Here is a 24,981-nt window from a genome sequence, read left to right as displayed (position 1 = left end):
GAGACGCCATGAACGATACCGAAGCCATCCTGGACCGGGTGGATGCCAACATGCCGATCTCGGTCGAGAAGTTTGTGCAATTTCTGGCGTTCCCGTCCGTTTCCAGCCAGCCGGACGGGAAGAAGGGAATTGTTGCCTGCGCCGACTGGCTCAGGTCCGAGTTGGATGATCTGGGCTTTGACGCCCGGATCATGACGACCGATGGCCATCCGTTGGTCCTTGGCACGTCACAGGCTGGGAATGGCGGCCCCAAGGTCTTGTTCTACGGTCACTACGACGTACAGCCGGCAGAGCCGCTCAATGCCTGGTCGACACCGCCCTTTCGGCCGGACATAAGGCTTGAGGACGGCCTGACGCGGATATATGCCCGCGGTGCATCGGACAGCAAAGGCCAGGTGTGGTCTGTCCTCCAGGCTCTTCGTGCATGGGGGCAGGTCCAGGGCGGCATGCCGGTAGATGTCACCATTCTGCTTGAGGGCGAGGAAGAGACGGGGTCGCCGAGCCTTGCCGCCTTCGTCGAGGCAAATCGCAACGAACTTGTCTGCGATGTCGCTTTCATCTGCGACAGCGATATGTGGTCTCCGACCAGGCCCGCCATCACGACGCGCCTCAAGGGGCTACTGCACGAGAAAATCACCATTCTAGCTCCAAACAGTGACCTGCATTCGGGTCACTTCGGCAATGTCGCCGTCAATCCCCTTCGTGTTCTCACAAACATCCTTGCCGCCATTCACGACGGTCAAGGAAAGGTGACGATCGAGGGTTTCTACGATGATGTCGGGCCGCTGCCGCTCGCCTTGCGCAAACAGTGGGAAGCCCTGGACCTCTCGGAAGCCCTGGCCGGCGTGTCGGTGACGGGAGGGCCTGATGAAGGCGGATACGGTACGGTCGAGTTGATGTGGGGCCGTCCCGGCATCGACTTCAACGGCATCGTGGGTGGCAATACCGGCCCTGGCGAACGATCGGTTCTACCCTCATCGGCATCGGCTCGACTGTCGTTTCGCCTGGTCGGTGGGCAGCGACCGGAACATATCCGCGCGCTGTTTCGAACGTTCGTCGAGGCTCGCCTTCCTGCCGGTTGCCGGGTTGAGTTTGAGGGGAGTGGCGGGAGCTCGGCGGTGTCGGTGAACGAAGCCAGCCCCTACATGGCAGCCACGGCTCGGGCACTTGACGCAGAATGGCCAGAGCCGACGCTGATCAAAGGATCGGGCGGCACGGTTCCATTGGTCGGACTCCTTACAGACCGCCTAGGCGTCGATTGCATCGTCACCGGCTTCATCCTCGCCGACGATGCCATTCATGCCCCCAACGAGCGGTACGATGTCGAACGGCTTCGCAAAGGAATACGCAGTTGGGTGCGCATCTTGTCGGAGCTGCGGTGAGACGCCTGGTTTCGGTGCAGGCCTGTACAGAGTCCCTGCATCGGCCGATAACCCAACGCGCGGAACACCTCCATGTCTGCTGTTGGTAGCTCCTCGTCTGCTCGGCCGCCGGAGATTCGCGGACGACATCAAGCTGGGACGTTCGCGCCAGCGACGAGGTCGGCGCCGTCATTGTAGCTCGTCAGGCTGCAGGGCGTGCCGATGAACCGTTCCTGGATTGCGCTGGCAGCACCCTGGCTGGATCATTCGACGTTCTGCGCATCCAGCCTGTCGGCGAGCGTGCCGGGTGCGGCAAAGCCGGATTCGCGTATCGCTGCCGCCATGATCCGGGCGGTTTCGGGCCTGCGTTCGAGGCAGCGCGAAACCGGTCCGGCCGCCACGATGGAAAGGCGTTTCGAGGCGAGGGCGATCGGAAAGGAAACACCTGCAAGGTCGGGAATATATTCCGAATTGCTCTGGTGGTAGCCGCGTTCGGAAACCGCGCGCAATTCGTCCTCGATCTGCTCGATGCCCATCGGCGTGGTGTCAGAATATTTCTCGAACACGAGCTTGCGGTAGAGCTGTTCCCGCTCCTTCGGCTTCATCTGCGACAGGATCGCCCTTCCGGCCGAGCTGGCGTGGATCGGAACCCGCGTTCCCACTTCCGCGAAATAGCGGATCGGCTGGCGCGATTCCCGCACATAGAGGAAGACCACTGAGAGGCCTGACGCGCATCCAATCGCGGTCGTCTCTCCGGTGCGCGTGGAAATCTTGTCCACCAGATCCAGTAGTCCGCTCGGCAGCGGATCCTTTTCGCCAATGACCTGCACGACCGACTGCCAGCGCGGGCTTGGAAAGTAGCCGCCGCGCAGCCGGGGCTCGTAGAAATAGCCCTTTTCCACCAGTGTTCCGACGATGTTGAACGTGCTGGAACGTGGCCAGCTCAACTCGTCGGCGATCTCGGCAAGCGTAGCGGGCTCTCCGCGCCTGGCGAAAAACTCTAAAAGCTCAACCACATTGGCGGCCTGTCTGACTTGCATGGGGCACCGTTCCTTTCGCCAGAGCCGACTCTCGGTCCTGGCACGTTTCACTTTCTCAGGAATGGCCATAATTCACCATCGTGAATACAGCAATCTATTTTTGCCTATCCGGGCTTCTTCGCCCGTTTCGATCTAGATGAGATAACAGATTGTTAGTGTTGGGAATTTTTGTTCGGTCTGGTTCAGACGGGAAGAAATCCTGCACGCATTTGTTGACACTATTCCTAATAGTGATCTACGAATTCACAATCAAGCATTCTTGTAGGTGGGACACATGACTGCAAATGGTTCCTTCGTTCGCCAAAGCGCCGAGCCGGTCGACAGGTTCATGCGTTACGAGAAGCTGTTCATCGGCGGTGAATGGGTTGTCCCTGAAGACGGAGGGTTGCTGGAAAGCATCGACCCGTCCACCGGCCAGCCGTGGGCGGTCGCGGCCTATGGCGGGAAAAAGGACATCGATCGCGCGGTGGCGGCGGCCCGCGCAGCCTTTGAGGGATCGTGGGGCCGGATGCCCGGCCATGAGCGCGCCGCGCTGATGCGGCGCTTCGCCGATCTATACCAGAAGCATGCGGCCGAGCTTGCTGTCGTCGAGTCCCGCGACAATGGCCGCGCCCTGCGCGAGTCGCGAGTGGATGTCGGCGGCCATCACAATTCCTATCACTGGTTCGCGTCGCTGTGCGACAAGCAGGGCGGCCGCACCATTCCGCTGGACGACGGCGTCCACGCATTTACTTCGCGTGTGCCGCTAGGGGTCGTCGGGGCGATCACGCCCTGGAACGTGCCATTGATGGCGGCGTGTTGGAAACTGGGGCCGGCGCTCGCCGCCGGTTGCACGGTGGTGCTCAAGCCGGCCGAGCTGACCCCGGTCAGCTCGCTCGAGCTGGCGCGTCTGTTCGAGGAAGCCGGCTTCCCGGCGGGCGTCGTCAATGTCGTGCCGGGTTACGGCCGCGACGGTGCGGGCGACCACCTGGTCACGCATCCCGGTGTCGACAAGATCACCTTCACCGGCGAGGGCGCCACTGCGCGCGAGATCCTCAAGCGCGGATCGGACACGCTCAAGCGCTTCACCTTCGAGCTCGGCGGCAAGGCGCCGCACATCCTGTTCGCCGACGCCGACCTCGATCAGGCGCTCAATGCCGCCACGGGCTCGGCCTGGGCGCTGTGCGGGCAGAGCTGTGCCCTGGGTTCGCGGGTCCTGGTGGAGCGTTCCGTCTACGCCAAAGTGGCCGAGGAGTTCGCCCGCCGGGCCGCAAAGGTGCGCGTCGGCAGCCCCCTCGACGAGGCGACGCATATGGGGCCTCAGGCGAGCCAGCAGCAGCTCGACAAGACGCTCTCTTACATCGGTCTCGGCCGCGATGAAGGCGCCAGGCTGATCGCCGGCGGCAGCCGCATCGATCGCGACGGTCTGAAGGGCGGCTACTTCGTCGAGCCGACAGTCTTCGCCGATGTCGCCAACGACATGCGGATCGCCCGCGAGGAGATCTTCGGGCCAGTCGCGGCGCTCATTCCCTTCGACGGCGAGGACGAGGCGGTCGCTCTCGCCAACGACACCAGTTACGGGCTGACCGCCGGCCTGTGGACCCGCGATATCGGCCGCGCGCATCGCACGGCCGCGCGCATCCGGGCCGGTGTCGTCTGGGTGAACACATACCGCTACCTGCGCTGGAGCATCCCCTATGGCGGGTTCAAAGCGAGCGGATGGGAACGCGAGAACGGCATCGAGGCGCTCGACCCCTACCTGGATACGCGGGCGACCGTGATCAGCACGACGGGCCAGTTCCCCGACGCCTACGCACAGTGACGCCAAAAGACTGCAGGAGGAGAACAAGAATCATGCGTCTGGCCAACAAGCTCGCAATCATCACCGCCGCGGCGTCGGGCATGGGCCGGGCAGGCGTCGAGCTCTTCCTGCGTGAAGGCGCCACCGTCTGCGCGGTCGACATCAATCAGGATGCTCTTTGCGCGCTGAAGGCGGAACTTGATCCGGCCAGTGGGCGCATCCACACCGTACAGGCGGACCTCGCGCAACCCGAGGGCGCACGTGAGAGCATCAACGAAGCGGCAGCCAAGCTCGGCGGCGTCGACTTTCTCTGGGCGCATGCCGGCATTCCCGGACCCGGTGGGATAGAGAGGCTCGACATTGGAGAGTACCAGCAGGCGTTCGCGCTCAACGTGCAGTCGGCTGCGCTCGGTGCGGGCGAGGTGATTGCTCATATGCGCAAGCGGGGCGCGGGCTCGATCATATTTACCGCGTCGGTTTCCGGCATGGTTGGTTCAATGTGGTCGCCGGTGTATTCGAGCTGCAAATTCGCGGTGGTCGGCCTCGCCAAATCGCTGGCGCAGACCTTCGCGCCTGACAACGTACGGGTCAACGTCGTCTGTCCGGGCTTGGCCGAAACGCCCATGAAGGTCGGCTTCACCGGTCGCGGTGTTTCCGCCGAAGCGGCAAAGGCCGCGGAAGAGAAGTATATTTCCGCAGTGCCGCTCGGACGACTGGTGCGCGCCCACGAGGTCGCCCAGGCAGTGCTCTGGCTCGCTTCGGACGATTCCAGCTTTGTGACCGGTATCGAACTGCCGATCGACGGAGGCTTCACCTGCCGGTGAGGCCCGGCTGGCGGCCGTCGTAAGACGGCGAATGCTCGTTCGTCCCTCGGGAGAAGGCAGATACGGGCATGCTGGAAGACACGCAGACAACAAGCTGTCGCAAGAACAGCAGGGCTTCCATTGCCTTTATCCACAAACACAAAGGGGAATGACATGATTACTCGCCGTTTTTTACCTATGAGTGCTGCCGCGATGGCCGCCGTACCCTCCTTCGCGAAGATGACGAGCGCGGCAACGCCGAGCAGCATCGTCGTCATCGCAAGATCGTCGAGACCGCCGAGGACCTGCGCCTCGCCCCGCCGGCGGCGAGGTCAACGGTGAACGCGAGCGGCGATCGTCTCGGCTGCCCTTTGCAGCTTCGGCACGTATTGGCGTTCGATCTGCTCGAGGGAGACCGCGTTACGTGCGGTGACGATGTTGATGCAGCATCGCAGATTGCCATCGACAACGACCGGCACCCCCGCGCCGGCTTCGCTATCGAAGAATTCACCGGACTGCAATCCATAGCCACGGCGCCGGGTCTCGGAGATGATCGCCGCCAGCCGATCGGGGTGTGCAAGCAGGTCGCGCGATTCCTGCGGATGCGGATTGTCGAAACGCAGGATTCGCTCGCGCATGTCGTCGGCGCAAAAGGCGAGCCAGGCGCGTCCGGTTGCCGAGATGCTGAAGGGAAGCTGCGAGCCCGCGCCCCCGGCCCGAACGACGGAAAACTGCGCCTGCCTGGTGTTGGTATCGGCGATGACCAGACGGTCATTATCGCAGACGACGATGTCCGACGGCCAGCCCAGATCGAGCCGCAGATCTGCGATCACTGGACGGGCAATGGAGACGATTTCGTCGAGCGCGTTGTAACCTTGACTGAGTGCCAATGCGTGCAAGCCGACGGCGAAGACCTTCTCCGCCGGGTCGTATGTGGCAAATCCCGCAGAGCACAGCGTCTCGAGCATCCGCAGCGTCGTCGCCTTCGGCAGCTTCGCACGCTTGTGGATGACGGTCAGGCCGGCCGGCCCGATGTCGTTCAGCGCCTCGAGTACCTGCAGGACCTTCAGCGACGCGGACACCGCCTTGTACACCGGCTTGCGTGGATTCCTGTCCGCCGACATCTCGCCTCCATTGTTGTCGCTTCACGTACCACCGGGCGGCCGCATCCCGTAATTCGACTCGCCGACAGTGCCGCCCGCTTCGGTGCGGGCGACAGGCGATACGCGCAGTTGGACCGCAACCCAGAAGGCACTGGCTCGCTTGTGGTTCACTAGATGAACCTATGTTCTTTTTTCGCACTGAATCGCACTTATTGCAACAGATTCTAGATGGACAGGGCGCCAAACCAGTGGAAGACTGATCCGGTATAGCGCCGGCACCGATAATTACGCCAGAGACAAGCAAGAGGTTCACCAGATGAACCTATACCGCAGGAAGCCATGCATTCGCTACGCCGGATAATCGAATTGGTTTGCCAACTGGACTTCCCGGTTCGGTGCGCGACCCTCCGAAATGAGCCGCTGCTGGCAGCATTCGGCGACTCCAGAGCGGAAGCGGCATGCCAGCCAGTTGAAGGAGCATGACAATGCGTGGAGATCTACTCGGCTATGTCGCGCGGCGAATCCTGCATTCGATCCCCTTGGTCATCGGGGTTTCGATCATCGGCTTCGGCATCATGCATATGGCGCCGGGCGGGCCGCTGGCGGTCTATACGCTGAACCCCTCGATCACGGCAGCGGACATCGAGCGCCTTCGCGTGGCGCTCGGCCTCGACCAACCCCTCTACGTTCAGTATCTCGGCTGGGCGAAATCCATGCTGACCGGATCCTGGGGCTACACCCTGTTTGGCGGCCGCCCGGTGCTCGACGTCATTCTGGAACGCCTCCCAGCGACGTTTCTGCTCATGGGCACCTCTCTGGCGCTGGCCATGATCATCGGCACGCTTCTCGGCGTGCTTGGTGCGGTCCGGCGCTATTCCTTCTTCGACTATCTGGCAACGACCGGGGCGATGCTGGCGCTGTCCTTCCCGACGTTCTGGTTCGGGCTGATGGCGATCTACGTCTTCGCCATCGAACTGCGTTGGCTGCCGTCTGGGGGCATGTACTCACTGGGCGAGGAAGGCAATGTGCTGGACCTTCTTCGCCATCTGATCCTGCCGTTGATGGTGCTGACTCTCGTGCTGGTCGCGACCTGGAGCCGCTACGCGCGATCGAGCTTTCTTGACGTCATCCAGCAGGACTATATCCGCACGGCGAGATCAAAAGGGCTCAGCTCTGGCCGTGTGCTCGCGCGGCATGCCTTCCCCAACGCCGTCATTCCACTGGTGGCCCTTCTCGGCGTCCAGCTGCCGACCCTGTTCTCGGGCGCGCTCGTTGCGGAGACCATCTTCGGCTGGCCGGGAATGGGGCGGCTCTTTGTCGATGCGCTCAACATGAAAGAGCACTCGATCCTGATGGGCATGGTCATGTTCACGGCCTTGCTTGTCATTGCGGCGAACCTGCTCGCGGACATCGCCATCGCCCTTATCGACCCCCGCGTGAAACTGTCGTGACGGGGAGGGTAGGATGACGGACGTGACGATTGCTTCGCCCCAGATCAACCGCTCTTACCGGCGGATGATCCTGCACCGGTTCCTGAGCCACCGTATGGCCGTTTTCGGCGCGGTCGTGGTTTTCCTGCTTTGTCTGTCGGCGATTTTCGCGCAGTTCCTCGCCCCTCACGATCCTCTGGAAATCGAGACCTCGCGACGTTTCCTTCCTCCCCTGGCTTCGTGGGAATATCCGCTGGGGACGGACGATCTTGGCCGGGACACGTTGAGCCGGCTTCTCTATGGCGGGCAGGTGTCGCTTATCGTCGGCATCGTAGCGATGCTCACGACGATGATCACCGGCACTCTCGTCGGTCTGGCGGCCGGCTTCTACGGCGGCGTCGTCGACAATCTGCTGATGCGGTTCGTCGACACGCTCTTATGCTTTCCGCAGGTTTTTCTGCTCTTGGTCATCGCGGCTTTCGTGCCCCCCACCATCCTGTCGATCTCGCTGATCATCGGGCTGACCTCATGGATGGAGGTGTCACGGATTGTTCGAGCGCAGGTCTCGTCGATCAAGGAGATGGACTTCGTCCAGGCGTCGCGCGGATTTGGCGCCTCGAATTGGCGCATCATGGTCGTCGAGCTTCTGCCGAACATCCTGGCGCCGGTCCTGGTTGCTGCCACCCTCAAGGTGGCGACCGCGGTGCTGATGGAATCCTACATCAGCTTTCTTGGCTATGGCGTGCAGCCGCCCATGGCGAGCTGGGGGAACATGCTGACCAACGCCCAGGGTTACTTCGACACCGTTCCGTTCTTGGCAATTCTGCCTGGCATCCTGATCACACTCACCGTGATGGGCTTCAATTTTCTCGGTGACGGCCTGCGAGACGCATTCGATGCCAGGTTGAAGTTAGACGCGTAAATCCACCATCGTTTACAAAAGAGGGAGAACAAGAAATGTCGACTAAACTTACTTTGAATCGCCGCACGCTGATCAAGGGAGCCGCCGCCTCCGGCCTCATCCTGCCGGTCAGCGGGCTCTATCGGCCCGCAATCGCACAGTCCAATCCCGACCGGGTCATCTTCGCCACGACGCAGGAGCCGGTGCAGTTCAATCCGCTACTCTACGCCAATGGCGGCACGGATACTATTCCCGAAGCGCTGGTATTCGACGCGCTGTGGGACGTCGACGACAAGGGCGCGTTCATCCCCAACCTCGCCGCCCGGCTGCCGACGCGCGAGAACGGCGACATCTCGGCCGACGGCAAGACCTGGAAGATCAGCCTGAAGCAGGGCGTCGCCTGGAGCGATGGCCAGCCCTTTACGGCGAAGGACGTCGAGTTCACCTTTCAGACAATCGTCAATCCGAAGGTCGCGGCGCGCATGCGCAGCGGTTTCGACCTGATCGACTCACTGAAGGTGATCGACGACCACACGGTCGAGATCGTGCTCAAGAAAGCCTACGTCCCATTCTATTGGGCATGGCAGGCGATGCACATCGTGCCGCATCATCTCCTGTCCGGCGAAGCCGACATCAACACCTCGGGCTTCAACTCGCAGCCAATCGGCACCGGCGCCTATACTCTCAAGTCCCGCACGGCCGGCAGCCACATGGTCTACGAGGCCAACCCGAACTACCACCGCGGTGCGCCGAAGATTAAGCAGTTCATCCACAAGTTCGTTCCCGATCAGTTGGTCGCGTACGGGCAGATGAAGACCGGCGAGATCGACTATTTCGGGCTGATGGGGATTCCCTACGACCGGTGGGAAGAGGCCAAGGCGCTGCAGGATCGCACCTTCCTGCTCAACCCGCAGCCCTATGTGCAGTTCATCTACTTCAACACCGAGAAGCCGCAGTTCACCGATCCAAAAGTCCGCAAGGCGCTCTACATCGCACTCGAAATGCAGAAGTCGATCGACGACATCAACTTCGGCAGCACGCCCCGTACGCTGTCCTACCTGCATCCATCGCACTGGGCCTATAACAGCGCCCTGAAGGAAGAGACGGCAAACCCGGAACTTGCGGCCAAGATGCTGGACGAGGCCGGCTGGCGGGCCGGCAACGACGGCATCCGCGAGAAGGACGGTGTGAAGATGAAGTTCACCTGTTCCACGACTGCCGGTGTCCCCTCGCGCCAGGCGAGCCAGCAGCTGTTCCAGCAGAACTGGAAGCAGATCGGCGTCGACATGGAGATCAAGAACATGCCGGGCTCGGTGGTCTGGGGCGACTACACGACGAAGTCGCAGTACGACACGCTGCTGGTGGCATGGGAGCCGACGGTCGGCATGGATCCGGACTACTCCGCCCGCTGCCACTCCAAGGCGATCGGCAACGGCGCCAACTACACACTCTACAAGAATCCGAAGGTCGACGAGCTTCTCGACCTCGGCGCCGAGCAGGAAAACGTCGAGGAGCGGAAGGCGACGTACGGCAAGATCCAGGAGATCCTGCTCGAGGAAGTGCCCTTCGCGCCGCAGTTCGGGGTGGTCCAGGGCAACATGACCGTGAAGGCGCTGCAGGGCGTCAAGGTCAACCAGTATGTCACCGATGCCGCCTGGAACGTTCACGAGTGGTCGTGGGCCTGATCGGCCGTGCGGCTGCCGGCGCCCGCAAGGGCGCCGGCAACTTCGTTCGCTCAAGGGTCGATCCTTCGACGTCGCTACGCCGGGCCACATATGTTTCGAGATCGTGAGAGGTGCTGTCGATGGATGCTGGGACAGCCATGACCTTGGGCCCGACAGTCGCTCAAGGATCCGCTCTTGCGGAAAAAAGGAAAGTCATGGGTCAACCGATCCTCTCAGTCGAGAAGCTCTCCGTTTCCTTTCGCACCGATGCCGGATGGCGGACTGTCGTGCGAGACGTTTCGTTCGACGTGGCCGCGAGAGACACGGTCGCGCTGGTCGGGGAGTCGGGATCGGGCAAGAGCGTCACCGCGCTTTCGGTGATGGGGCTGACGCCGGCGGGATCGAGCCGCGTCGAAGGCAGTGTCAAGCTCAATGGCACCGAATTGCTGACGCTGCCGGAGCGGGCTTTGCGCGGGATCCGTGGCAATGAAGTCGCCATGATCTTCCAGGAGCCGATGACCAGCCTGAACCCGGTGCACACCATCGGCGCCCAGGTGTCGGAGGCCCTGACATCCCATCGCAAGCTCTCGGGAAGCGAGGCGCATGCCGAAGCGCTGCGGCTTTTGGAACGGGTGCGCATTCCCGCCGCCCGATCGCGGTTTCACGAATATCCGCATCAGTTCTCGGGCGGCATGCGCCAACGCGTCATGATCGCCATGGCGCTCGCGTGCCGGCCGAAGCTGCTCATCGCGGATGAGCCGACCACGGCGCTCGATGTCACGATCCAGGCCCAGATCCTGGAGCTCATAAAGGAGCTCCAGGACGAGGAAGGCATGTCCGTCCTGTTCATCACCCATGACATGGGCGTGGTCGCGGAAATCGCGGACCGCACAGTCGTCATGTATGACGGTCAGGTGGTCGAGAAGGGCACCACGGAGGCGATCTTCCGGAACGCGGATCATCCCTACACGCGCTCGCTCCTTGCCGCGGTGCCCCGGCTAGGATCGATGACCGCTTTCTCAAAACCGCTGCGTTTTCCCGTTGTCGACCGCGCGACCGGTCTCTCGGACCAGCCTTCCGAGACGCCCAACACCGTCAGCCGGAATAAACAGCCTCTTTTGGAAGTATCCGGCCTCACCACGCGGTTTGAGATTCGCTCGGGCGTCCTCGGCAAGGTCCGGGCGCGGGTGCATGCCGTCGAGAACGTCTCGTTCCACCTCCAGACCGGGGAGACGCTGGCGCTGGTTGGAGAATCCGGTTGCGGCAAGTCGACGACCGGTCGCTCCGTTCTTCGTCTCACGCAGCCGCTGTCCGGATCGATCAGGCTGCAAGGGAAGGAGATATTGGAGCTTCGGCCGTCGGAGTTGCGCGAACAGCGCCGGCACATGCAGATGGTTTTCCAGGATCCGTTCGCCAGCCTCAACCCGCGCATGACGGTGGGGGCATCGATCGCACAGCCCTTGGCCATCAATGGCCTGGCCAGTCGCTCGGAGGCAGGAGAGCGGGTCCGGCACCTGTTGAAGCAGGTCGGCCTCGAACCGGAAATGGCGGGACGCTTCCCGCACGAATTCTCCGGCGGCCAGCGGCAACGGGTCTGCATCGCGCGCGCACTGGCGGTCGCGCCCAGTCTCATTGTCGCCGACGAGGCGGTTTCGGCGCTCGATGTCTCCGTCAAGGCGCAAGTGATCAACCTGATGCTGGAACTCCAGGCACAGATGGGTCTCGCCTATCTGTTCATTTCCCATGACATGGCCGTGGTCGAACGCGTCAGCCATCGCGTGGCGGTGATGTATCTGGGCGAGATCGTGGAAATCGGCCCGCGCGCCGCAATCTTCGGCAACCCGCAACATCCCTACACCAGGCGGCTGCTTGAAGCCGTTCCCGTGCCGGATCCGGCTCGCCGCCTGATCAAACGCATCGTCGCCAATGACGAGATTCGCAGCCCGATCCGCGCGGCCGACTACGTGCCTCCCGTGCGCAGCTATCGCCAGGTGTCACCGGATCACTTGGTGATGATCGAGGCATGGCCGGATCGTGCCCAAACCCGGCCGGGCGATCATGTTTGATGGTCGTGGAGAAGGACGTCCAGCCATGACCTCAAATGCACGTGCCGACGCCTCGCGGGCAGGCCGCCGATTGCGTCACGTTGGGTTGGCGCGAACGGCACGACACATGCTCCCCGACCGACACGACACGAATACGAAATGAGTGTGATGCGTTATTCCGCCTTCTCGATTTTCCTGAACGGCCTGCGCAAGAACACGGGCTGGACCTCCGCCTGGCGTTTCCCGGAACCCAAACCGCATTACGACATCATCATCGTCGGCGGCGGTGGACATGGCCTCGCGACCGCGCACTACCTTGCCAAGGAGCACGGCATCACCAATGTCGCTGTGCTGGAGAAGGGCTATATCGGTTCTGGCAATGTCGGCCGCAATACGACCATCATCCGCTCGAACTACCTGCTGCCCGGCAACAATCCGTTCTACGAACTGTCCCTGAAGCTCTGGGAAGGGCTGGAGCAAGACCTCAACTACAATGCGATGGTGTCGCAGCGTGGTGTCATCAATATCTGCCACAACGACAGCCAGTTCGCGGCCTATATGCGCCGCGGCAACGCGATGCGGCTGCACGGCGTCGACGCCGAACTGCTCGACCGCGACCAGGTGAAGTCGATGCTGCCGTTCCTCGACTTCGACAATGCCCGCTTTCCGGTACAGGGCGGACTGCTGCAACGGCGCGGCGGCACCGTGCGCCACGACGCGGTCGCCTGGGGCTATGCGCGGGCCGCCGATGCGCGCGGCGTCGACATCATCCAGCATTGCGAGGTGACCGGCATCCGCCGCGAGAACGGCCGCGTCGTCGGCGTCGAGACCAGCAGGGGCTTCATCGGCTGCAACAAGCTGGCGCTGGCAGCGGCCGGCAACTCCTCGCGCGTGGCCGCAATGGCCGACCTGAGACTGCCGATCGAGAGCCATGTCCTGCAGGCCTTCGTGTCGGAGGGACTGAAACCCTTCATCGACTGCGTGGTGATCTTCGGCGCGGGTCATTTTTACGTATCGCAATCGGACAAGGGTGGCCTCGTCTTCGGCGGCGACATCGACGGCTACAACTCCTATGCGCAGCGCGGCAATCTGGCGACTGTCGAGCATGTCGCCGAGGCGGGCGTCGCGCTCATACCTGCATTGTCGCGGGTCCGCGTGCTGCGCAGCTGGGGCGGCATCATGGACATGTCGATGGACGGGTCGCCGATCATCGATCGCACCCATATAGACAATCTCTACCTCAACGCCGGCTGGTGCTACGGCGGCTTCAAGGCGACGCCTGCCTCCGGCTATTGCTTCGCGCATCTCCTGGCGCGGGGTGAGCCCCACGCGACCACCGCGCAGATGCGCCTCGACCGGTTTGAACGCGGATACGCGATCGACGAACGGGGCTTAGGCGCCCAGCCCAACCTGCATTAGAGTTTTCAATGGCAAGTCTAGTCTCCTGCCCCCATTGTGGCGTGCGTCCGAAAGAAGAATTCACGATCAAGGGCGCCGCGCTTTCGCGTCCAGCTGCCGATGCGCCGTATGCGACATGGTTCGACTATGTGTTCCTGCGCGACAATCCGCGCGGCCGCTATGACGAATACTGGCATCACAGCTCAGGCTGCCGACGCTGGCTGGTGGTGACGCGCGACACCGCGAGCCATGAGATCGCAGCCTGCCGGGATGTGGCCGGAAAGCCGGCGGTGACAGCATGACCTCCTATCGCCTGCCGAAAGGCGGTCTCATCGATCGCTCGGTCTCTCTGCCCTTCACCTTCGACGGCCGAAGCTATTCCGGGCATGCAGGCGATACGCTTGCCTCGGCGCTCCTGGCGAGCGGCCGGCGTCTCGTGGGACGCAGCTTCAAGTACCACCGGCCGCGCGGCATCCTGACGGCGGGCGCGGCGGAGCCGAACGCACTGATGACGATCGGCCGCGCCGGCCGCACGGACCCCAACACCCGCGCCACGATGCAGGAGCTCTATGCCGGCCTGGAAGCGCGCAGCCAGAACCGTTGGCCGTCGCTCGACTTCGACCTTGGCTCGCTGAACGGATTGTTCTCGCCATTCCTCGGCGCCGGTTTCTACTACAAGACGTTCATGTGGCCGGCTGCCTTCTGGGAGAAGCTCTACGAGCCGCTGATCCGCCGGGCGGCCGGCCTCGGCCGCGCAACCTACGAGTCAGACCCGGATAGCTACGAGAAATCATGGGCCCATTGCGACCTGCTTGTCGTCGGATCGGGACCAGCGGGACTTGCCGCCGCGTTGACCGCGGGGCGCGCCGGGCTACGGGTCATCCTTGCCGAGGAACACCCGGGGTTCGGTGGCGCGCTCCTCTCCGAAACCGCGACCGTCGATGGCGTGACGGCGCTCGAATTCGCGGCGCGCTGCGTCGAGGAATTGCGCAGCCTGCCAAACGTCAAGCTTCTTTCACGCACGACCGTCATCGGCTGGTACGACAGCAATGTCTTCGGCGCAGTGGAGCGTGTCCAGAAACATATCGCGGCTCCAGCCGCCAACCGTCCGGTCGAGCGCTTCTGGCGCATCGCCGCCAGGCACGCGATCCTCGCGACGGGCGCCGAGGAGCGGCCACTGTTGTTCGGAGGCAACGATATTCCAGGCGTGATGCTGGCCGGCGCCATGCGGACCTACCTTAATCGCTTCGGTGTTGCGCCGGGCCGCCGCGTGGCGATCTTCACGGCCAACGACAGCGGCTACGCGCTGGCCCGCGATCTCGACCGCGCCGGTGTGGGCCTTGCCGCGATCATCGACAGCCGGCCGAGTTCGGACGTCCCCTATGAAGGCCCAGCGCGGGTCATTCGCGGCGCCCATGTGACGGACGCAACGGGCGGCAAGTCGCTCTCCTCCGTCACGGTCACCGGATCCGGCGGCGCCGAGACGATCGGCATCGACGCGCTGGCCATGGCCGGCGGCTTCAGCCCGATCATCCACCTTGCCTGCCACCGCGGCGGGCGGCCCATCTGGTCCGACGAACATTTCGGCTTCCTTGCCCCGCAGGATCTGAAGGGGATCGCGTTGGCCGGCTCGGTGACGGGTGCAACCAGCATTGCGGACTGCCTGTCGCAAGGCTCGGCCCAAACGGTTGCGCTGGCGGGGGAACTGGGCGTGAAAGCCATAGCGTCGCCAACGTCCGTTTCGGGCGACATCGCCGCGCGTCCGGAACGGCCGGTCTGGTCGATCCCCGGCGTGAAGGGCAAGGCGTTCGTCGACTACCAGAACGACGTCCACAGCGCCGACCTGAGGCTCGCTGCACAGGAAGGTTTTGGCGAGGTGGAACTCGCCAAGCGCTACACCACGACCGGCATGGCCACGGATCAGGGAAAACTCTCCAACGTCAACGCGATCGGGCTGCTTGCCGAAGCGCGGGGCGTCTCGCCGGCCGAGGTCGGCATGACGACGTTCCGGCCATTCTACACGCCGGTCTCCTTCGGCGCCCTGACCGGTGCCTCGACAGGCAAGCGCTTTCAGCCCGTGCGCAAGTCGCCCCTGCATGGCTGGGCGGAGAGGAACGGCGCGGTCTTCATCGAGACCGGCCTGTGGTATCGTTCCTCGTGGTTTCCGCGCCAAGGCGAGACCACCTGGCGCCAGAGCGTTGATCGCGAAGTGCTGAACGTCCGCGCCAATGCCGGCCTCTGCGACGTCTCGATGCTCGGCAAGATCGAAATCACCGGCAAGGACGCGGCCACCTTCATCGACCGCGTCTATTCCAACGGCTTCGCAAAACTGCCAGTCGGCAAGGCGCGCTACGGCCTGATGCTGCGCGAAGACGGCATGATCTACGACGACGGCACGACCAGCCGCCTGTCAGAGAACCGCTATTTCCTGACGACGACCACGGCCTACGCGGCCGGCGTCATGGACCACCTGGAATTCTGCGCCCAGGCGCACTGGCCTGAGCTCGACGTGAAGCTCGCCTCGGTCACGGACCAGTGGGCGCAGATGTCGCTCGCCGGACCGAAATCGCGCGCAATCCTGCAGGAGATCGTCGACGACGATATCTCGGACCACGCCATGGGATTGCTGGCGGCGCGTGAAGTGTCGCTGTTCAATAGCCGGCTAAGGGCAATGCTGTTCCGCATCTCGTTTTCCGGCGAACGGGCCTATGAACTGGCCGTACCGGCCGGCTATGGCGAAAGCGTCGCGGACGCATTGATGAAGGCCGGCGAGAGCCACGGCATCTGCGCCTACGGCGTCGAGGCGCTGGGCGTGCTGCGCCTTGAAAAGGGCTTCGTCACGCATGCCGAGATCAACGGCACCGTCGTGCCGGCGGACCTCGGCCTCGGCAAGATGGTGTCCGCGACCAAGACCGACTTCATCGGCAAGGCGATGCTGGCGCGCGAGGGCCTGTCCGATCCGGACCGTCCGCGCCTGACCGGCGTCATGCCGATTGATCCGTCGGCGTCGTTCATGGCTGGATCGCACGTCCTGTCGAAGGAGGCGGCCGCGACGCTGGAGAACGACCAGGGCTACGTCACCTCGGTCGCCTACTCGCCGCACCTCAAGTCGACGATCGGTCTCGCCCTGATAATCCGCGGACCCGAGCGGCACGGCGAGGAAGTCATTGTCTGGAACGGGCTGCGCAACGAGACGACACGCGGGAGGCTCTGCGATCCCGTCTTCTTCGATCCTAACAACGAGCGGTTGCATGTCTGATTTCGAACTGATCCACCGCGTCGTTCTGAGCTCCGCGACGCCGCTTCGGTCGGAACGCATACAACTCACGCCGCTGCCGGAAGGCACGGTCCTGCAGGTCTTTGGCCCTGCCGCGCATGCCGGGTCTCTCGCACATGCTGCCGCGCGCGCCGGGCTTTCCCTGCGCGCCAATGGCCCCGGCCAATGGTACCTCGTCGGCGACGAAACGACGACACGCGACGTGCTTGCCGAACTGACCTCGGGCCTCCCTGATGGCTTCACCGTCGTCGAGCAGAACCACGGCCGCGTTCGCATTGCTGTCGAGGGAGACGCCGTAAAGGCGGTGCTCGCCAAGGGGACGGGCGTCGACCTATCCCAGTTCGAGATCGGTCACGCGACGACCACGCTGATCGGCCACATCTCGGCCCATATCAGCCGTACATCCGCCGACCGCTTCGAGCTCATGCCGCTGCGCAGTTTCGCCGAGAGCCTGTGGCACGACCTCGAAAAGATGGCGGCGGAATACGTCGTAGTTCCAAGCAGACCATGAGGCGCGCAATGGTTCAGCCAAAGATCGACAGAAAGTCCGTTGCAGGCAAGCAACTGCATGTCGAGGAGCATACCCAGCTTCTTGTCATCGGCGCGGGACCTGCTGGCCTTGCCGCCGCCATCGAAGCCGCCCGGCGCGGCCTCTCCGTCGTTCTGGTCGACGAAAACCCGGTCTCTTTCAAGACGATGGGCGACGAGGTGCCGCTGCATTACGGGCAGGGCATGTCCGGCGCCGCTCGCAACCGCAATGCGATGATGGAGGCGCTCGTCGCCTCCGAACCGCTGATCGAGACCGCCTTCGAGGCGGGCGTCGATGTGCGGCTCGGCACCGCCTGCTGGGGTCTCTATGGAAACGGATCGGCCGTGCACTGGCTGCCGGGCACCGTCGCCGGCCTGACTGACGATGACCGCGGCTGGATGATCGGCGCCGAGCAAGTGATCGTCGCCGCCGGGCGGCGCGACATGGGGCTTGGCTTCCCGGGCTGGGAAAAGCCGGGCGTGATGGGCGCTACCGCAGCGGTCGCGCTTGCGAAGCACGGCGCATTGGCGCCCCGCAGCGTCGTGATGCTTGGAACCTCGGCGGAAGCCCTGACTGCCGCTTCGGCGTTGCGAAGCGCCGGCATCAAGGTCGTCGCCATGGTCGAGCAGGCGGCCGAGCCGCTTGGCCCCTCGGATATGGTATCGGCGCTGCGCGCCGACGGCTGTGCGTTCCTGACCGGCCACATAGTGCGCGAGGCGCTGGGTCGCGATACGGTCGAGGCCGTGCTGGTTTCTGCCGTCGATGCTGCAGGCCGTTCCGTCGGCGAGGAGCGCCGCCTTGCCTGCGACGGGATCATGCTCGCGGTCGGCGTCACGCCTGTGGTCGATCTGCTCGACGCGCTCGGATGCCGGATCGCCTTCCAGCCGGAACGTAGCGGCTATGCGCCGGTCGTCGATGCCGACCAGCGTACCAGCGTGCGCAACGTTTTCGCCGTTGGCGATTGTGCCGGCATCTGGCCGGCCAAATCGCGTGACAGGGGCATCGCCGAGATCGAAGGCAGGCGCGCCGTCGCAGCGATCGTGGCCGAACTCGGCCTCGGCGACGGCAGCGCTGCGCCCGAGAACGTGCTGCCGGATCGGCCGACCTATGATCTCTCGGCCTATCGGCTGGGCTGGGTGCGCGCCAGCGTCATCGAAGCGCGCGCCGAGTTCCACGTCTGCCAATGCGAGGACGTCACCGCCCGCGAACTCCTCGAAGTCCGCCCGCCGCGCTATCTCGAGTGGCAGGCGGAGCGACGCAACGACCGCTCGCTCTCGGCGCTGCTTGGCGAAGGGCCTCCCAATCCCGACCAGGTCAAGCGGCTGACCCGTGCCGGCATGGGTCCATGCCAAGGGCGGCGCTGCCGCGAGCAGGTCGCCGTACTACTGGCGCTTAAGGCCGCGATGCCGCTGTCGACGATCCCACTTGCCGGATATCGCGCGCCAGTTCGCCCGCTGCCACTCGCGATCGCCAGCCAGATTCCGGAGGATCAAGCCGAGCACTGGGACGTCTGGTTCGGCATTCACGCCCAGTGGCGGCCTTTCTGGGACATTCCTGCGCTCTACACGGTCGCGACCAACGACGCGACCGGCACGGCGGCCAGCGAATGAACGACGCGCCAATGAACGATATCAAGGGAGCTTCGGTCGTCATCGTCGGCGGCGGCGTAACGGGACTGAGCACCGGCTGGTGGCTGGCGCAGAGCGGCGTCGATGTGCTCGTCATCGAAAAGGGCATTATCGGCTGGGAGGCGTCCGGCCGAAACGGGGGCGGCTGCACGCATAGCCAATCACCGTTGTTTCTCGAAGAACAGCGTCTTTGGCCGATCATGGACGAACTTCTCGGCTACCCCACGGAATTCGCACCGAACCGCATCCGGATCGCCTCGAGCGAAGAGCAGCTGACGCTCTACGGCCGCGGCATCGCCACCTCGGAAAGGCAGGGGTTCAGATGCGAGCTTCTCGAACTGAAACAGCTCCGCGAGATCGTTCCGCTTACCGGCGACAACATGGCCGGCGGCTACTTCTATCACTTCGGCGGGCATGCCAACCCGCACCGTACGGTCCAGGCCTACGCCTGGGCGATGCAGGATCATGGCGGGCGGCTGATACAGCAATGCGCCGTGACCGGGTTCCACACCGAGGGCGGCCGGGTGACCGGCGTCGAGACCGAGCGCGGCCTGATCGGCTGCGACCAACTCGTGATCGCGGCCGGACCGCATACTGGACGTTTTTCGGCCATGCTCGGCCAGGAGGTACCGATGGCGAGCGCGCGGGCCGAGATGATCGTCACCGAGCCGCTCCCGTTGATGGCCTATGGCGGCGTTGACGGAAACGGTCTCTACGGCCGCCAGACATTGCGCGGCAATCTTGCCTATGGCGGCGGGCCGCATGAATGGCTGGAGATTCCCTGGGAAGGCGCTCCGGACAAGCCGTCGACCCCGCTGATGGGGCATATCGGCCGCCGTCTCCTCGAAATGCTGCCCAAGGCCGCCCACGCCCGCATTATCCGGTCCTGGGCGGGGGTGATCGAGAACACGCCGGATGGGCGGCCCGTGATCGATAGGCTCTCCTCGCAGGAAAACGTCGTGGTCGCCACGATGTCGAGCGTCGGCTTCGGCCTGTCGCCGGCGAGCGGCCGGGCGATCCGCGACCTGGTCGTCGACGGAGCCTGCAGTTTCACGGATATCTCATCGTTCAGGTTGGCGCGCTTCGCCGAGCTGGAGCCGAACTGGCGAGAGCTGCAGGGTTGGCATGGAACATCCTGACATGAACATAGAGAAGCGACTGTTCATCGAGAATGCGACGCTTCTGTTCATCGCCTCCCGCAATCGGGAAGGAGCGATGGATGTCTCGCCACGGGGCGGGCAGCCATGCGTCCTGCGGGTGACCGAACAGGGCACGCTGCTGCTGCCCGACTACAGCGGCAACCGCAGACTCGATACGATCGGCAATCTGCTGAGCAATCCGCGTGTCGCGCTGATCGTGCTCAACCGCGGCAGCAACCGATATCTGCGCGTCACGGCCTCCGTCGAAGTGTCGTTCCTGGCGGAGGATCTGGCGTGCTTTCCCGCCGACGAGAATCCGCCGATCAGCGTGCTGATCCTGACCCCTGAAACCGTCGAGTTCGTCGACACCGCCGCATTCGCGCGCGCCGACTTCTGGCTGGACCCGGATCGGCGTAAGCCCCCGCTGGACCTCGGCGCGGTCGTGAGCGCCGACAAGCGGGCCCAGGCTGCGGCGGGCTTCGGGCCGGTTTTGAAGAACGCGGAAGAGGAACGCCTGCTGGCAAATGCAGGCGTGCGCAACGTCTATGGCACACCCAGCGAGGGCGTGCAGAAGAAGGTATGTGATATTACCGGCCCCGGTGGGCTGGATTTTATTGACAAAGCAAATTTCATCGTCGTGGCGCATGAGGGTGAGAATGGCGAAATTGCCATCGGCCTGACGGCGGAGGCGCCGCTGTCGGTCATCCCCTTCGACAACCGTCACGCCTACCGCCTGCGGCTGCCGCCCGAAGTCACGACCGGCGACGAGGGCGAGTGCGCGCTCCTGACTGTGACGCCGGGGCGGAACGAGCTGCTTCGCATCAACGGACGGTTCGAAGAGGAGACGCGCGCGGTGAAGATCGTACCGCGCGAGGTCTTCTTTCACTGTTCTGCTGCATTTTCGCGCTCCCGGGTCTGGCAACGGGACCGGCGGAGCTACTGGTCGGGGAAGCGTCGCTTCATCTGCGTGGAACGGCGTCGCGAAAGCCACGACGTCGCATCCTTCGTTCTGAGGCCGCGAGACAATGCGCCGATCGGTCCTGTCGAGCCTGGGCAGTATGTCGCTGTATCGTTGCCCGACGGCACGGGTGCCATGAGGCAAAGATCCTATTCCGTTTCCCGCCGGCCGGACGGGCAAAGCCTGCGCATCACGGTGCGACGCATCGGTGCCGGAGGCATTTCGGACCTGCTGCATGAGAAGGTCGAGCCGGGGACTGATTTGCTGGTCGGCATTCCCGCCGGCAGGTTCGTTCTGTCGAGCCCTCCGGGCCGTCCGATCGTCCTTGTCAGCGCGGGCGTGGGCATCACGCCTCTTCTCCCCATGCTGGAGCATCTGGCGCGAGAGGATGATGGTCGTGAGGTGTGGTTCATCCATGCCGCCCGAGACGGCGCCCATCACCTGTTCGCGGAGGAGGCGCAAAGCATCGTCAGGCGCGCGAACAATGACCGGATCCATCTGGTCTCGTGCTACTCCCGTCCGCAAGAGGGAGACGAATGCGATCTCGTTGGCCGCATCGATGCTGCGGCGCTCGTCGGCCTTGTGCCGGTCCGGGACGTGGATTTCTATATCTGCGGTCCCCAAGCCTTCATGACATCGCTGAGCGACGGGCTTGTCGCACTTGGCGCAGCGCCCGACAGCATCCGGTTCGAGGCCTTTGCCGCAGCGGAAGGCGGCCTGCTCGATCTGTCCGGCACGCAGACCCTCAGCGACAGCAAGGTCACATTCGCGAAATCGGGCAAGACCGCAATCTGGACGCCGCGCGAGGGATCATTGCTCGACCTCGCCCTCCAAAACGGCGTCGATATCCCATATTCGTGCCGGGTGGGCGACTGCCAATCCTGTGTGCAGCGCATCGTCAGCGGGATAGCCGATTATCCAGCCGGCGAAGTGCCGCTGCTGGCGTATGACCAGGTCCTGCTGTGTCAGGCCGTTCCCCACGGAGATGTGGTGCTCGAATGCTGATCATGGCGACGCAAAGAGCGGTTTGGTGCTGCGCCGGCAACCCATCGGGACATGGCGGCAGCCGCAGGCCCGCAGCATGAGATCGAAAATCACACATAGGAGGTCGCGATAGGACCGCTTGCAGGCATAAAAGTCGTCGACCTGACGTCGGTGCTGATGGGGCCATATGCGACCCAGTACATGGGCGATTTCGGCGCCGACGTCATCAAGATCGAGCCCCCCGCCGGCGATCTGATGCGCAATGTCGGGCCGTCGCGTTCGCCGACGATGGGGCCGCTGTTCCTCAATGCGAACCGGTCGAAACGATCGGTTGTCCTGAACCTGAAGGCCGCCGAAGGGCGGGAACTGCTGCTGGAGCTGTGCCGCGGCGCGGACGTCATGGTCTACAATGTTCGTCCTGCCGCGATGAAGCGCCTCGGTCTGTCGTGGGAAGACGTTCGAACCGTCAATCCGCGCCTGATCTACGCCGGGCTCTACGGCTACGGGCAGCAGGGCCGCTATGCGGCGCGCCCCGCCTATGACGATCTGATCCAGGGTGGCGCAACGCTTTCGCACCTGTTCATGCTCTCAGGATCGGAGGAGCCGCGCTACGTCCCGACGGCGATTGCCGATCGCGTCGTCGGGCTGGCGGCGCTGAGCGGTATCCTCGCCGCCATCATCGAGCGCAATCGCTCCGGCGTCGGCCAGCGGGTCGACGTACCGATGTTCGAGACGATGGTCAGCTTCATCCTGAGCGACCATCTTGGTGGGCTGACTTTCGATCCGCCACTCGATCATGGTGGTTATGCCCGCCAGCTTGCCCGCGACCGCCGGCCTCTGCCTACTGCCGACGGCCATGTTTGCGCGCTGGTCTACACCGACGATCACTGGCGGCGCTTCCTCAAGGCCATTGGCCAGGATGACCTGATGGACGCCGACAGCCGCTTCGCCAGCTTCGACGCTCGGATCAGGAACGTTTCATTCGTTTACGGCTGGCTTGCCGACATCTTCAAGACCCGCACCTCCGGGGAATGGATCGACCTGCTGGACGAGGCTGACGTGCCGGTCATGGAGATGCATACGTTTGAGACTGTCTTGCGCGATCCGCATCTGGCTGATGTGGGCTTCTTCAACACGGTAGACCATCCGACCGAGGGCAGGACCATCGCCATGGCCAACCCGGTGCAAATGTCGGCAACTCCGGTCGAGATCACCCGTTTCGCGCCGATGCTGGGCGAGCATACGGTCGAAGTGTTGAGGGAACTCGGTGTGCCGCCCGACCGGATTTCGAGCCTCCTCGATCGCGGCGTTGTCGCCGCGGCCACCGCGACGCTCGATTGAGGAAGTGGATGCAGCGACGCCAACCACCATATGAAACCAAGTGCCCAGGCCTGTCCCGACCTTGAAACAGGAGAACGAAAGATGCCTCTCAGTCCGCCAGGATCCCTTCAGTTGATGCCAACGAGCGACGGAATGACCTACCGGTTCAATTACGTGAATGGTCACCCGAAGAACGAGCGCCAGTTGACGCTGTTTGACAGCGTGGGGGTCAAGGCGACCACGCTTTACACCTCCCTGGATCTGCTGGCAGATCCAGAGGAACCCCGTGATCTCTACGGGATGCTTTTGCGAGCGGCTGCCTGACATGACCAACCGACTGTTCTTCCCTCTCCCGACCGAAGACGACCTTCGCGAGCTAACGGCCTTTCGCCACGAACTTCACCGCACTCCCGAGCTCTCGGGTGAAGAGCGGGAGACTGCGCGTCGCGTCTTGGAGATGCTGGCGCCGACAAACCCCGATAAGGTCTTGACCGAACTGGGCGGCCACGGCGTCGCGGCGATTTACGACAGCGGTGCGCCGGGGCCGACGATCCTCTTCCGCTCCGAGCTGGACGCCCTGCCCATTCAGGAGCTTGGCAAGATCGAACACCGGTCGACCGTGCCGGGAAAGGCGCATCTGTGCGGACATGACGGTCACTCCACCATCCTGCTGGGTCTCGGCCGCATCCTGTCGCGGGCACGCCCGACCAGCGGGCGGGTGATCCTGATGTTCCAGCCCGCCGAGGAGAACGGCGCGGGTGCGGTCGCCGTGGTCGCCGATCCGCGCTATGCCGAGATCAAGCCGGACTGGGCATTCTCGCTGCACAACGCACCGGAGGTGGAATTCGGCTTCGCGCAGCTCGGCGCTGGGCCTGCGAACTGTGCCTCGCGGGGCATCCGCATCCGGCTGACCGGCAGCACTGCGCATGCCTCGCGCCCGGCCGATGGCCGCTCGCCGATGATGGCTATCTCGGAACTGATGCCGGCACTGCAGGCCTGCGGCAGCGGCAAGCCTCTAGGTCCGGGATTCTCGATGGTCACCGTTACGCATGCTTCGATGGGCGCGGAATCCTTCGGCGTTGCTCCGGGCGAAGCGAAGATCATGGCGACGCTCCGGACCGTGTACGACGACGACATGGAAAACCTCGTCGCGCGGGTCGAGGGGCTGATCCGCACTGCTGCGAAGCGTCACGGACTCCTCTGCGCGTACGAATATGACGACGTCTTCGCCGCTTCCATCAACGAGCCCGAGGCGACGGCTATCCTCGCCAACGGATTGGAGCGAGCAGGTATTGGGCGGCACAACCAGAAGTTACCGTCGGTCGGTTCGGAGGATTTCGGGCAGTTCGGGCTGAGCGGCGCAAAGGCCGCGATGCTCTTTCTCGGGTCCGGCCCCGACTGGCCACGGGTGCATACTCCCGAATATGACTTCCGCGACGAACTGATTCCGGTGGGTATCCGCATCTTCTCGGAGACGCTGGCGGCCTGTCTGGATAACAGCTGAATGGATCATCTGCGATGTTCTGCCGACCGATGTCGCCGGCAGAATTGTGCGGATAAGGTGTCGATGTGACCAAGGTGTCGATGTGACCAAGGTGTCGGTGTGACCAAGAGAAAGACA

18 protein-coding genes and 1 pseudogene are annotated in these 24,981 nt (G+C 63.7%); 17 read left to right on the top strand and 2 right to left on the bottom strand.

What is annotated here, in order from left to right; translation table 11 throughout:
• Positions 1–8: 8 nt before the first annotated feature.
• On the top strand, positions 9–1,382 hold the full coding sequence (locus ABID19_RS15830) for a M20/M25/M40 family metallo-hydrolase (RefSeq protein ID WP_354491919.1): 1,374 nt from the start codon (positions 9–11) through the stop codon (positions 1,380–1,382).
• A 242-nt stretch (positions 1,383–1,624) separates the two neighbouring features.
• On the opposite strand, the gene ABID19_RS15825 is transcribed toward ABID19_RS15830, so the two are convergent.
• A complete protein-coding gene (locus ABID19_RS15825) occupies positions 1,625–2,401 on the bottom strand; it encodes an IclR family transcriptional regulator (RefSeq protein WP_354491917.1) in 777 nt (258 codons plus the stop codon).
• Positions 2,402–2,675: 274 nt separating this feature from the next.
• Between ABID19_RS15825 and ABID19_RS15820 the strand changes: the two genes are divergently transcribed.
• A complete protein-coding gene (locus tag ABID19_RS15820; protein ID WP_354491915.1) occupies positions 2,676–4,202 on the top strand; it encodes an aldehyde dehydrogenase in 1,527 nt (508 codons plus the stop codon).
• 32 nt (positions 4,203–4,234) lie between these two features.
• Positions 4,235–5,005: an SDR family NAD(P)-dependent oxidoreductase gene (locus tag ABID19_RS15815; protein ID WP_354491913.1), complete on the top strand. Its 771-nt coding sequence runs from the start codon at positions 4,235–4,237 to the stop codon at positions 5,003–5,005.
• A 311-nt stretch (positions 5,006–5,316) separates the two neighbouring features.
• Here ABID19_RS15815 and ABID19_RS15810 read toward each other — a convergent pair whose 3' ends face one another.
• Positions 5,317–6,108 (bottom strand): IclR family transcriptional regulator domain-containing protein, encoded by a 792-nt coding sequence (locus ABID19_RS15810; protein WP_354491911.1) that lies wholly within the window; start codon positions 6,106–6,108, stop codon positions 5,317–5,319.
• Between the two features lie 464 nt (positions 6,109–6,572).
• On the opposite strand from ABID19_RS15810, the gene ABID19_RS15805 reads away from it, so the two are divergent.
• The 14 genes and pseudogenes from ABID19_RS15805 to ABID19_RS15740 all read left to right on the top strand — a co-directional run bounded on the left by ABID19_RS15805 (position 6,573) and on the right by ABID19_RS15740 (position 24,864).
• Complete coding sequence (locus ABID19_RS15805; protein WP_354491909.1) at positions 6,573–7,538, top strand: ABC transporter permease; 966 nt, start codon at positions 6,573–6,575, stop codon at positions 7,536–7,538.
• Positions 7,539–7,551: 13 nt separating this feature from the next.
• Complete coding sequence (locus tag ABID19_RS15800) at positions 7,552–8,439, top strand: ABC transporter permease (protein ID WP_354491907.1); 888 nt, start codon at positions 7,552–7,554, stop codon at positions 8,437–8,439.
• Between the two features lie 35 nt (positions 8,440–8,474).
• On the top strand, positions 8,475–10,103 hold the full coding sequence (locus ABID19_RS15795; RefSeq protein ID WP_354491905.1) for a peptide ABC transporter substrate-binding protein: 1,629 nt from the start codon (positions 8,475–8,477) through the stop codon (positions 10,101–10,103).
• A 194-nt stretch (positions 10,104–10,297) separates the two neighbouring features.
• Positions 10,298–12,148: an ABC transporter ATP-binding protein gene (locus tag ABID19_RS15790; RefSeq protein ID WP_354491903.1), complete on the top strand. Its 1,851-nt coding sequence runs from the start codon at positions 10,298–10,300 to the stop codon at positions 12,146–12,148.
• Between the two features lie 147 nt (positions 12,149–12,295).
• Positions 12,296–13,546, top strand: coding sequence for a sarcosine oxidase subunit beta family protein (locus ABID19_RS15785; RefSeq protein ID WP_354492182.1), 1,251 nt, complete (start codon positions 12,296–12,298; stop codon positions 13,544–13,546).
• 8 nt (positions 13,547–13,554) lie between these two features.
• Positions 13,555–13,827: a sarcosine oxidase subunit delta gene (locus tag ABID19_RS15780; RefSeq protein WP_354491901.1), complete on the top strand. Its 273-nt coding sequence runs from the start codon at positions 13,555–13,557 to the stop codon at positions 13,825–13,827.
• Positions 13,824–16,784 (top strand): sarcosine oxidase subunit alpha family protein, encoded by a 2,961-nt coding sequence (locus ABID19_RS15775; protein ID WP_354491899.1) that lies wholly within the window; start codon positions 13,824–13,826, stop codon positions 16,782–16,784. Before ABID19_RS15780 ends, ABID19_RS15775 begins: the two co-directional genes overlap by 4 nt.
• Positions 16,777–17,313, top strand: a complete 537-nt coding sequence (locus tag ABID19_RS15770) for a sarcosine oxidase subunit gamma (RefSeq protein WP_354491897.1) — start codon at positions 16,777–16,779, stop codon at positions 17,311–17,313. Before ABID19_RS15775 ends, ABID19_RS15770 begins: the two co-directional genes overlap by 8 nt.
• Before the next feature lie 8 nt (positions 17,314–17,321).
• Positions 17,322–18,941: an FAD/NAD(P)-dependent oxidoreductase gene (locus ABID19_RS15765; RefSeq protein WP_354491895.1), complete on the top strand. Its 1,620-nt coding sequence runs from the start codon at positions 17,322–17,324 to the stop codon at positions 18,939–18,941.
• A gap of 11 nt (positions 18,942–18,952) precedes the next feature.
• Positions 18,953–20,098 carry an NAD(P)/FAD-dependent oxidoreductase gene (locus tag ABID19_RS15760; protein WP_354491893.1) on the top strand — a complete coding sequence of 382 codons (1,146 nt, stop codon included), beginning with the start codon at positions 18,953–18,955 and terminating at the stop codon, positions 20,096–20,098.
• On the top strand, positions 20,085–22,061 hold the full coding sequence (locus ABID19_RS15755; protein ID WP_354491891.1) for a 2Fe-2S iron-sulfur cluster-binding protein: 1,977 nt from the start codon (positions 20,085–20,087) through the stop codon (positions 22,059–22,061). Before ABID19_RS15760 ends, ABID19_RS15755 begins: the two co-directional genes overlap by 14 nt.
• Before the next feature lie 108 nt (positions 22,062–22,169).
• Complete coding sequence (locus ABID19_RS15750; RefSeq protein ID WP_354492181.1) at positions 22,170–23,381, top strand: CaiB/BaiF CoA transferase family protein; 1,212 nt, start codon at positions 22,170–22,172, stop codon at positions 23,379–23,381.
• A 168-nt stretch (positions 23,382–23,549) separates the two neighbouring features.
• A pseudogene (locus ABID19_RS15745) lies at positions 23,550–23,684 on the top strand (ornithine cyclodeaminase); the annotation flags it as partial.
• 1 nt (position 23,685) lies between these two features.
• A complete protein-coding gene (locus ABID19_RS15740) occupies positions 23,686–24,864 on the top strand; it encodes an amidohydrolase (RefSeq protein WP_354491889.1) in 1,179 nt (392 codons plus the stop codon).
• Positions 24,865–24,981 lie beyond the last annotated feature (117 nt).

The organism is Mesorhizobium robiniae (assembly GCF_040545535.1).
GTDB classification, from domain to species: Bacteria; Pseudomonadota; Alphaproteobacteria; order Rhizobiales; family Rhizobiaceae; genus Mesorhizobium; species Mesorhizobium robiniae.
Note: the sequence above shows the minus strand (reverse complement) of the source record. Positions and strands in the feature narration are given on the sequence as shown.

Coding starts and splice junctions, on each gene's coding strand:
- ABID19_RS15795 (WP_354491905.1), top strand. CDS start 8,475: ATGTCGACTAAACTTACTTTGAATCGCCGCACGCTGATCAAGGGAGCC.
- ABID19_RS15790 (WP_354491903.1), top strand. CDS start 10,298: ATGGGTCAACCGATCCTCTCAGTCGAGAAGCTCTCCGTTTCCTTTCGC.
- ABID19_RS15825 (WP_354491917.1), bottom strand. CDS start 2,401: ATGCAAGTCAGACAGGCCGCCAATGTGGTTGAGCTTTTAGAGTTTTTC.
- ABID19_RS15820 (WP_354491915.1), top strand. CDS start 2,676: ATGACTGCAAATGGTTCCTTCGTTCGCCAAAGCGCCGAGCCGGTCGAC.
- ABID19_RS15800 (WP_354491907.1), top strand. CDS start 7,552: ATGACGGACGTGACGATTGCTTCGCCCCAGATCAACCGCTCTTACCGG.
- ABID19_RS15780 (WP_354491901.1), top strand. CDS start 13,555: ATGGCAAGTCTAGTCTCCTGCCCCCATTGTGGCGTGCGTCCGAAAGAA.
- ABID19_RS15775 (WP_354491899.1), top strand. CDS start 13,824: ATGACCTCCTATCGCCTGCCGAAAGGCGGTCTCATCGATCGCTCGGTC.
- ABID19_RS15740 (WP_354491889.1), top strand. CDS start 23,686: ATGACCAACCGACTGTTCTTCCCTCTCCCGACCGAAGACGACCTTCGC.
- ABID19_RS15785 (WP_354492182.1), top strand. CDS start 12,296: ATGCGTTATTCCGCCTTCTCGATTTTCCTGAACGGCCTGCGCAAGAAC.
- ABID19_RS15765 (WP_354491895.1), top strand. CDS start 17,322: ATGGTTCAGCCAAAGATCGACAGAAAGTCCGTTGCAGGCAAGCAACTG.
- ABID19_RS15815 (WP_354491913.1), top strand. CDS start 4,235: ATGCGTCTGGCCAACAAGCTCGCAATCATCACCGCCGCGGCGTCGGGC.
- ABID19_RS15755 (WP_354491891.1), top strand. CDS start 20,085: ATGGAACATCCTGACATGAACATAGAGAAGCGACTGTTCATCGAGAAT.
- ABID19_RS15760 (WP_354491893.1), top strand. CDS start 18,953: ATGAACGATATCAAGGGAGCTTCGGTCGTCATCGTCGGCGGCGGCGTA.
- ABID19_RS15810 (WP_354491911.1), bottom strand. CDS start 6,108: ATGTCGGCGGACAGGAATCCACGCAAGCCGGTGTACAAGGCGGTGTCC.
- ABID19_RS15830 (WP_354491919.1), top strand. CDS start 9: ATGAACGATACCGAAGCCATCCTGGACCGGGTGGATGCCAACATGCCG.
- ABID19_RS15770 (WP_354491897.1), top strand. CDS start 16,777: ATGTCTGATTTCGAACTGATCCACCGCGTCGTTCTGAGCTCCGCGACG.
- ABID19_RS15805 (WP_354491909.1), top strand. CDS start 6,573: ATGCGTGGAGATCTACTCGGCTATGTCGCGCGGCGAATCCTGCATTCG.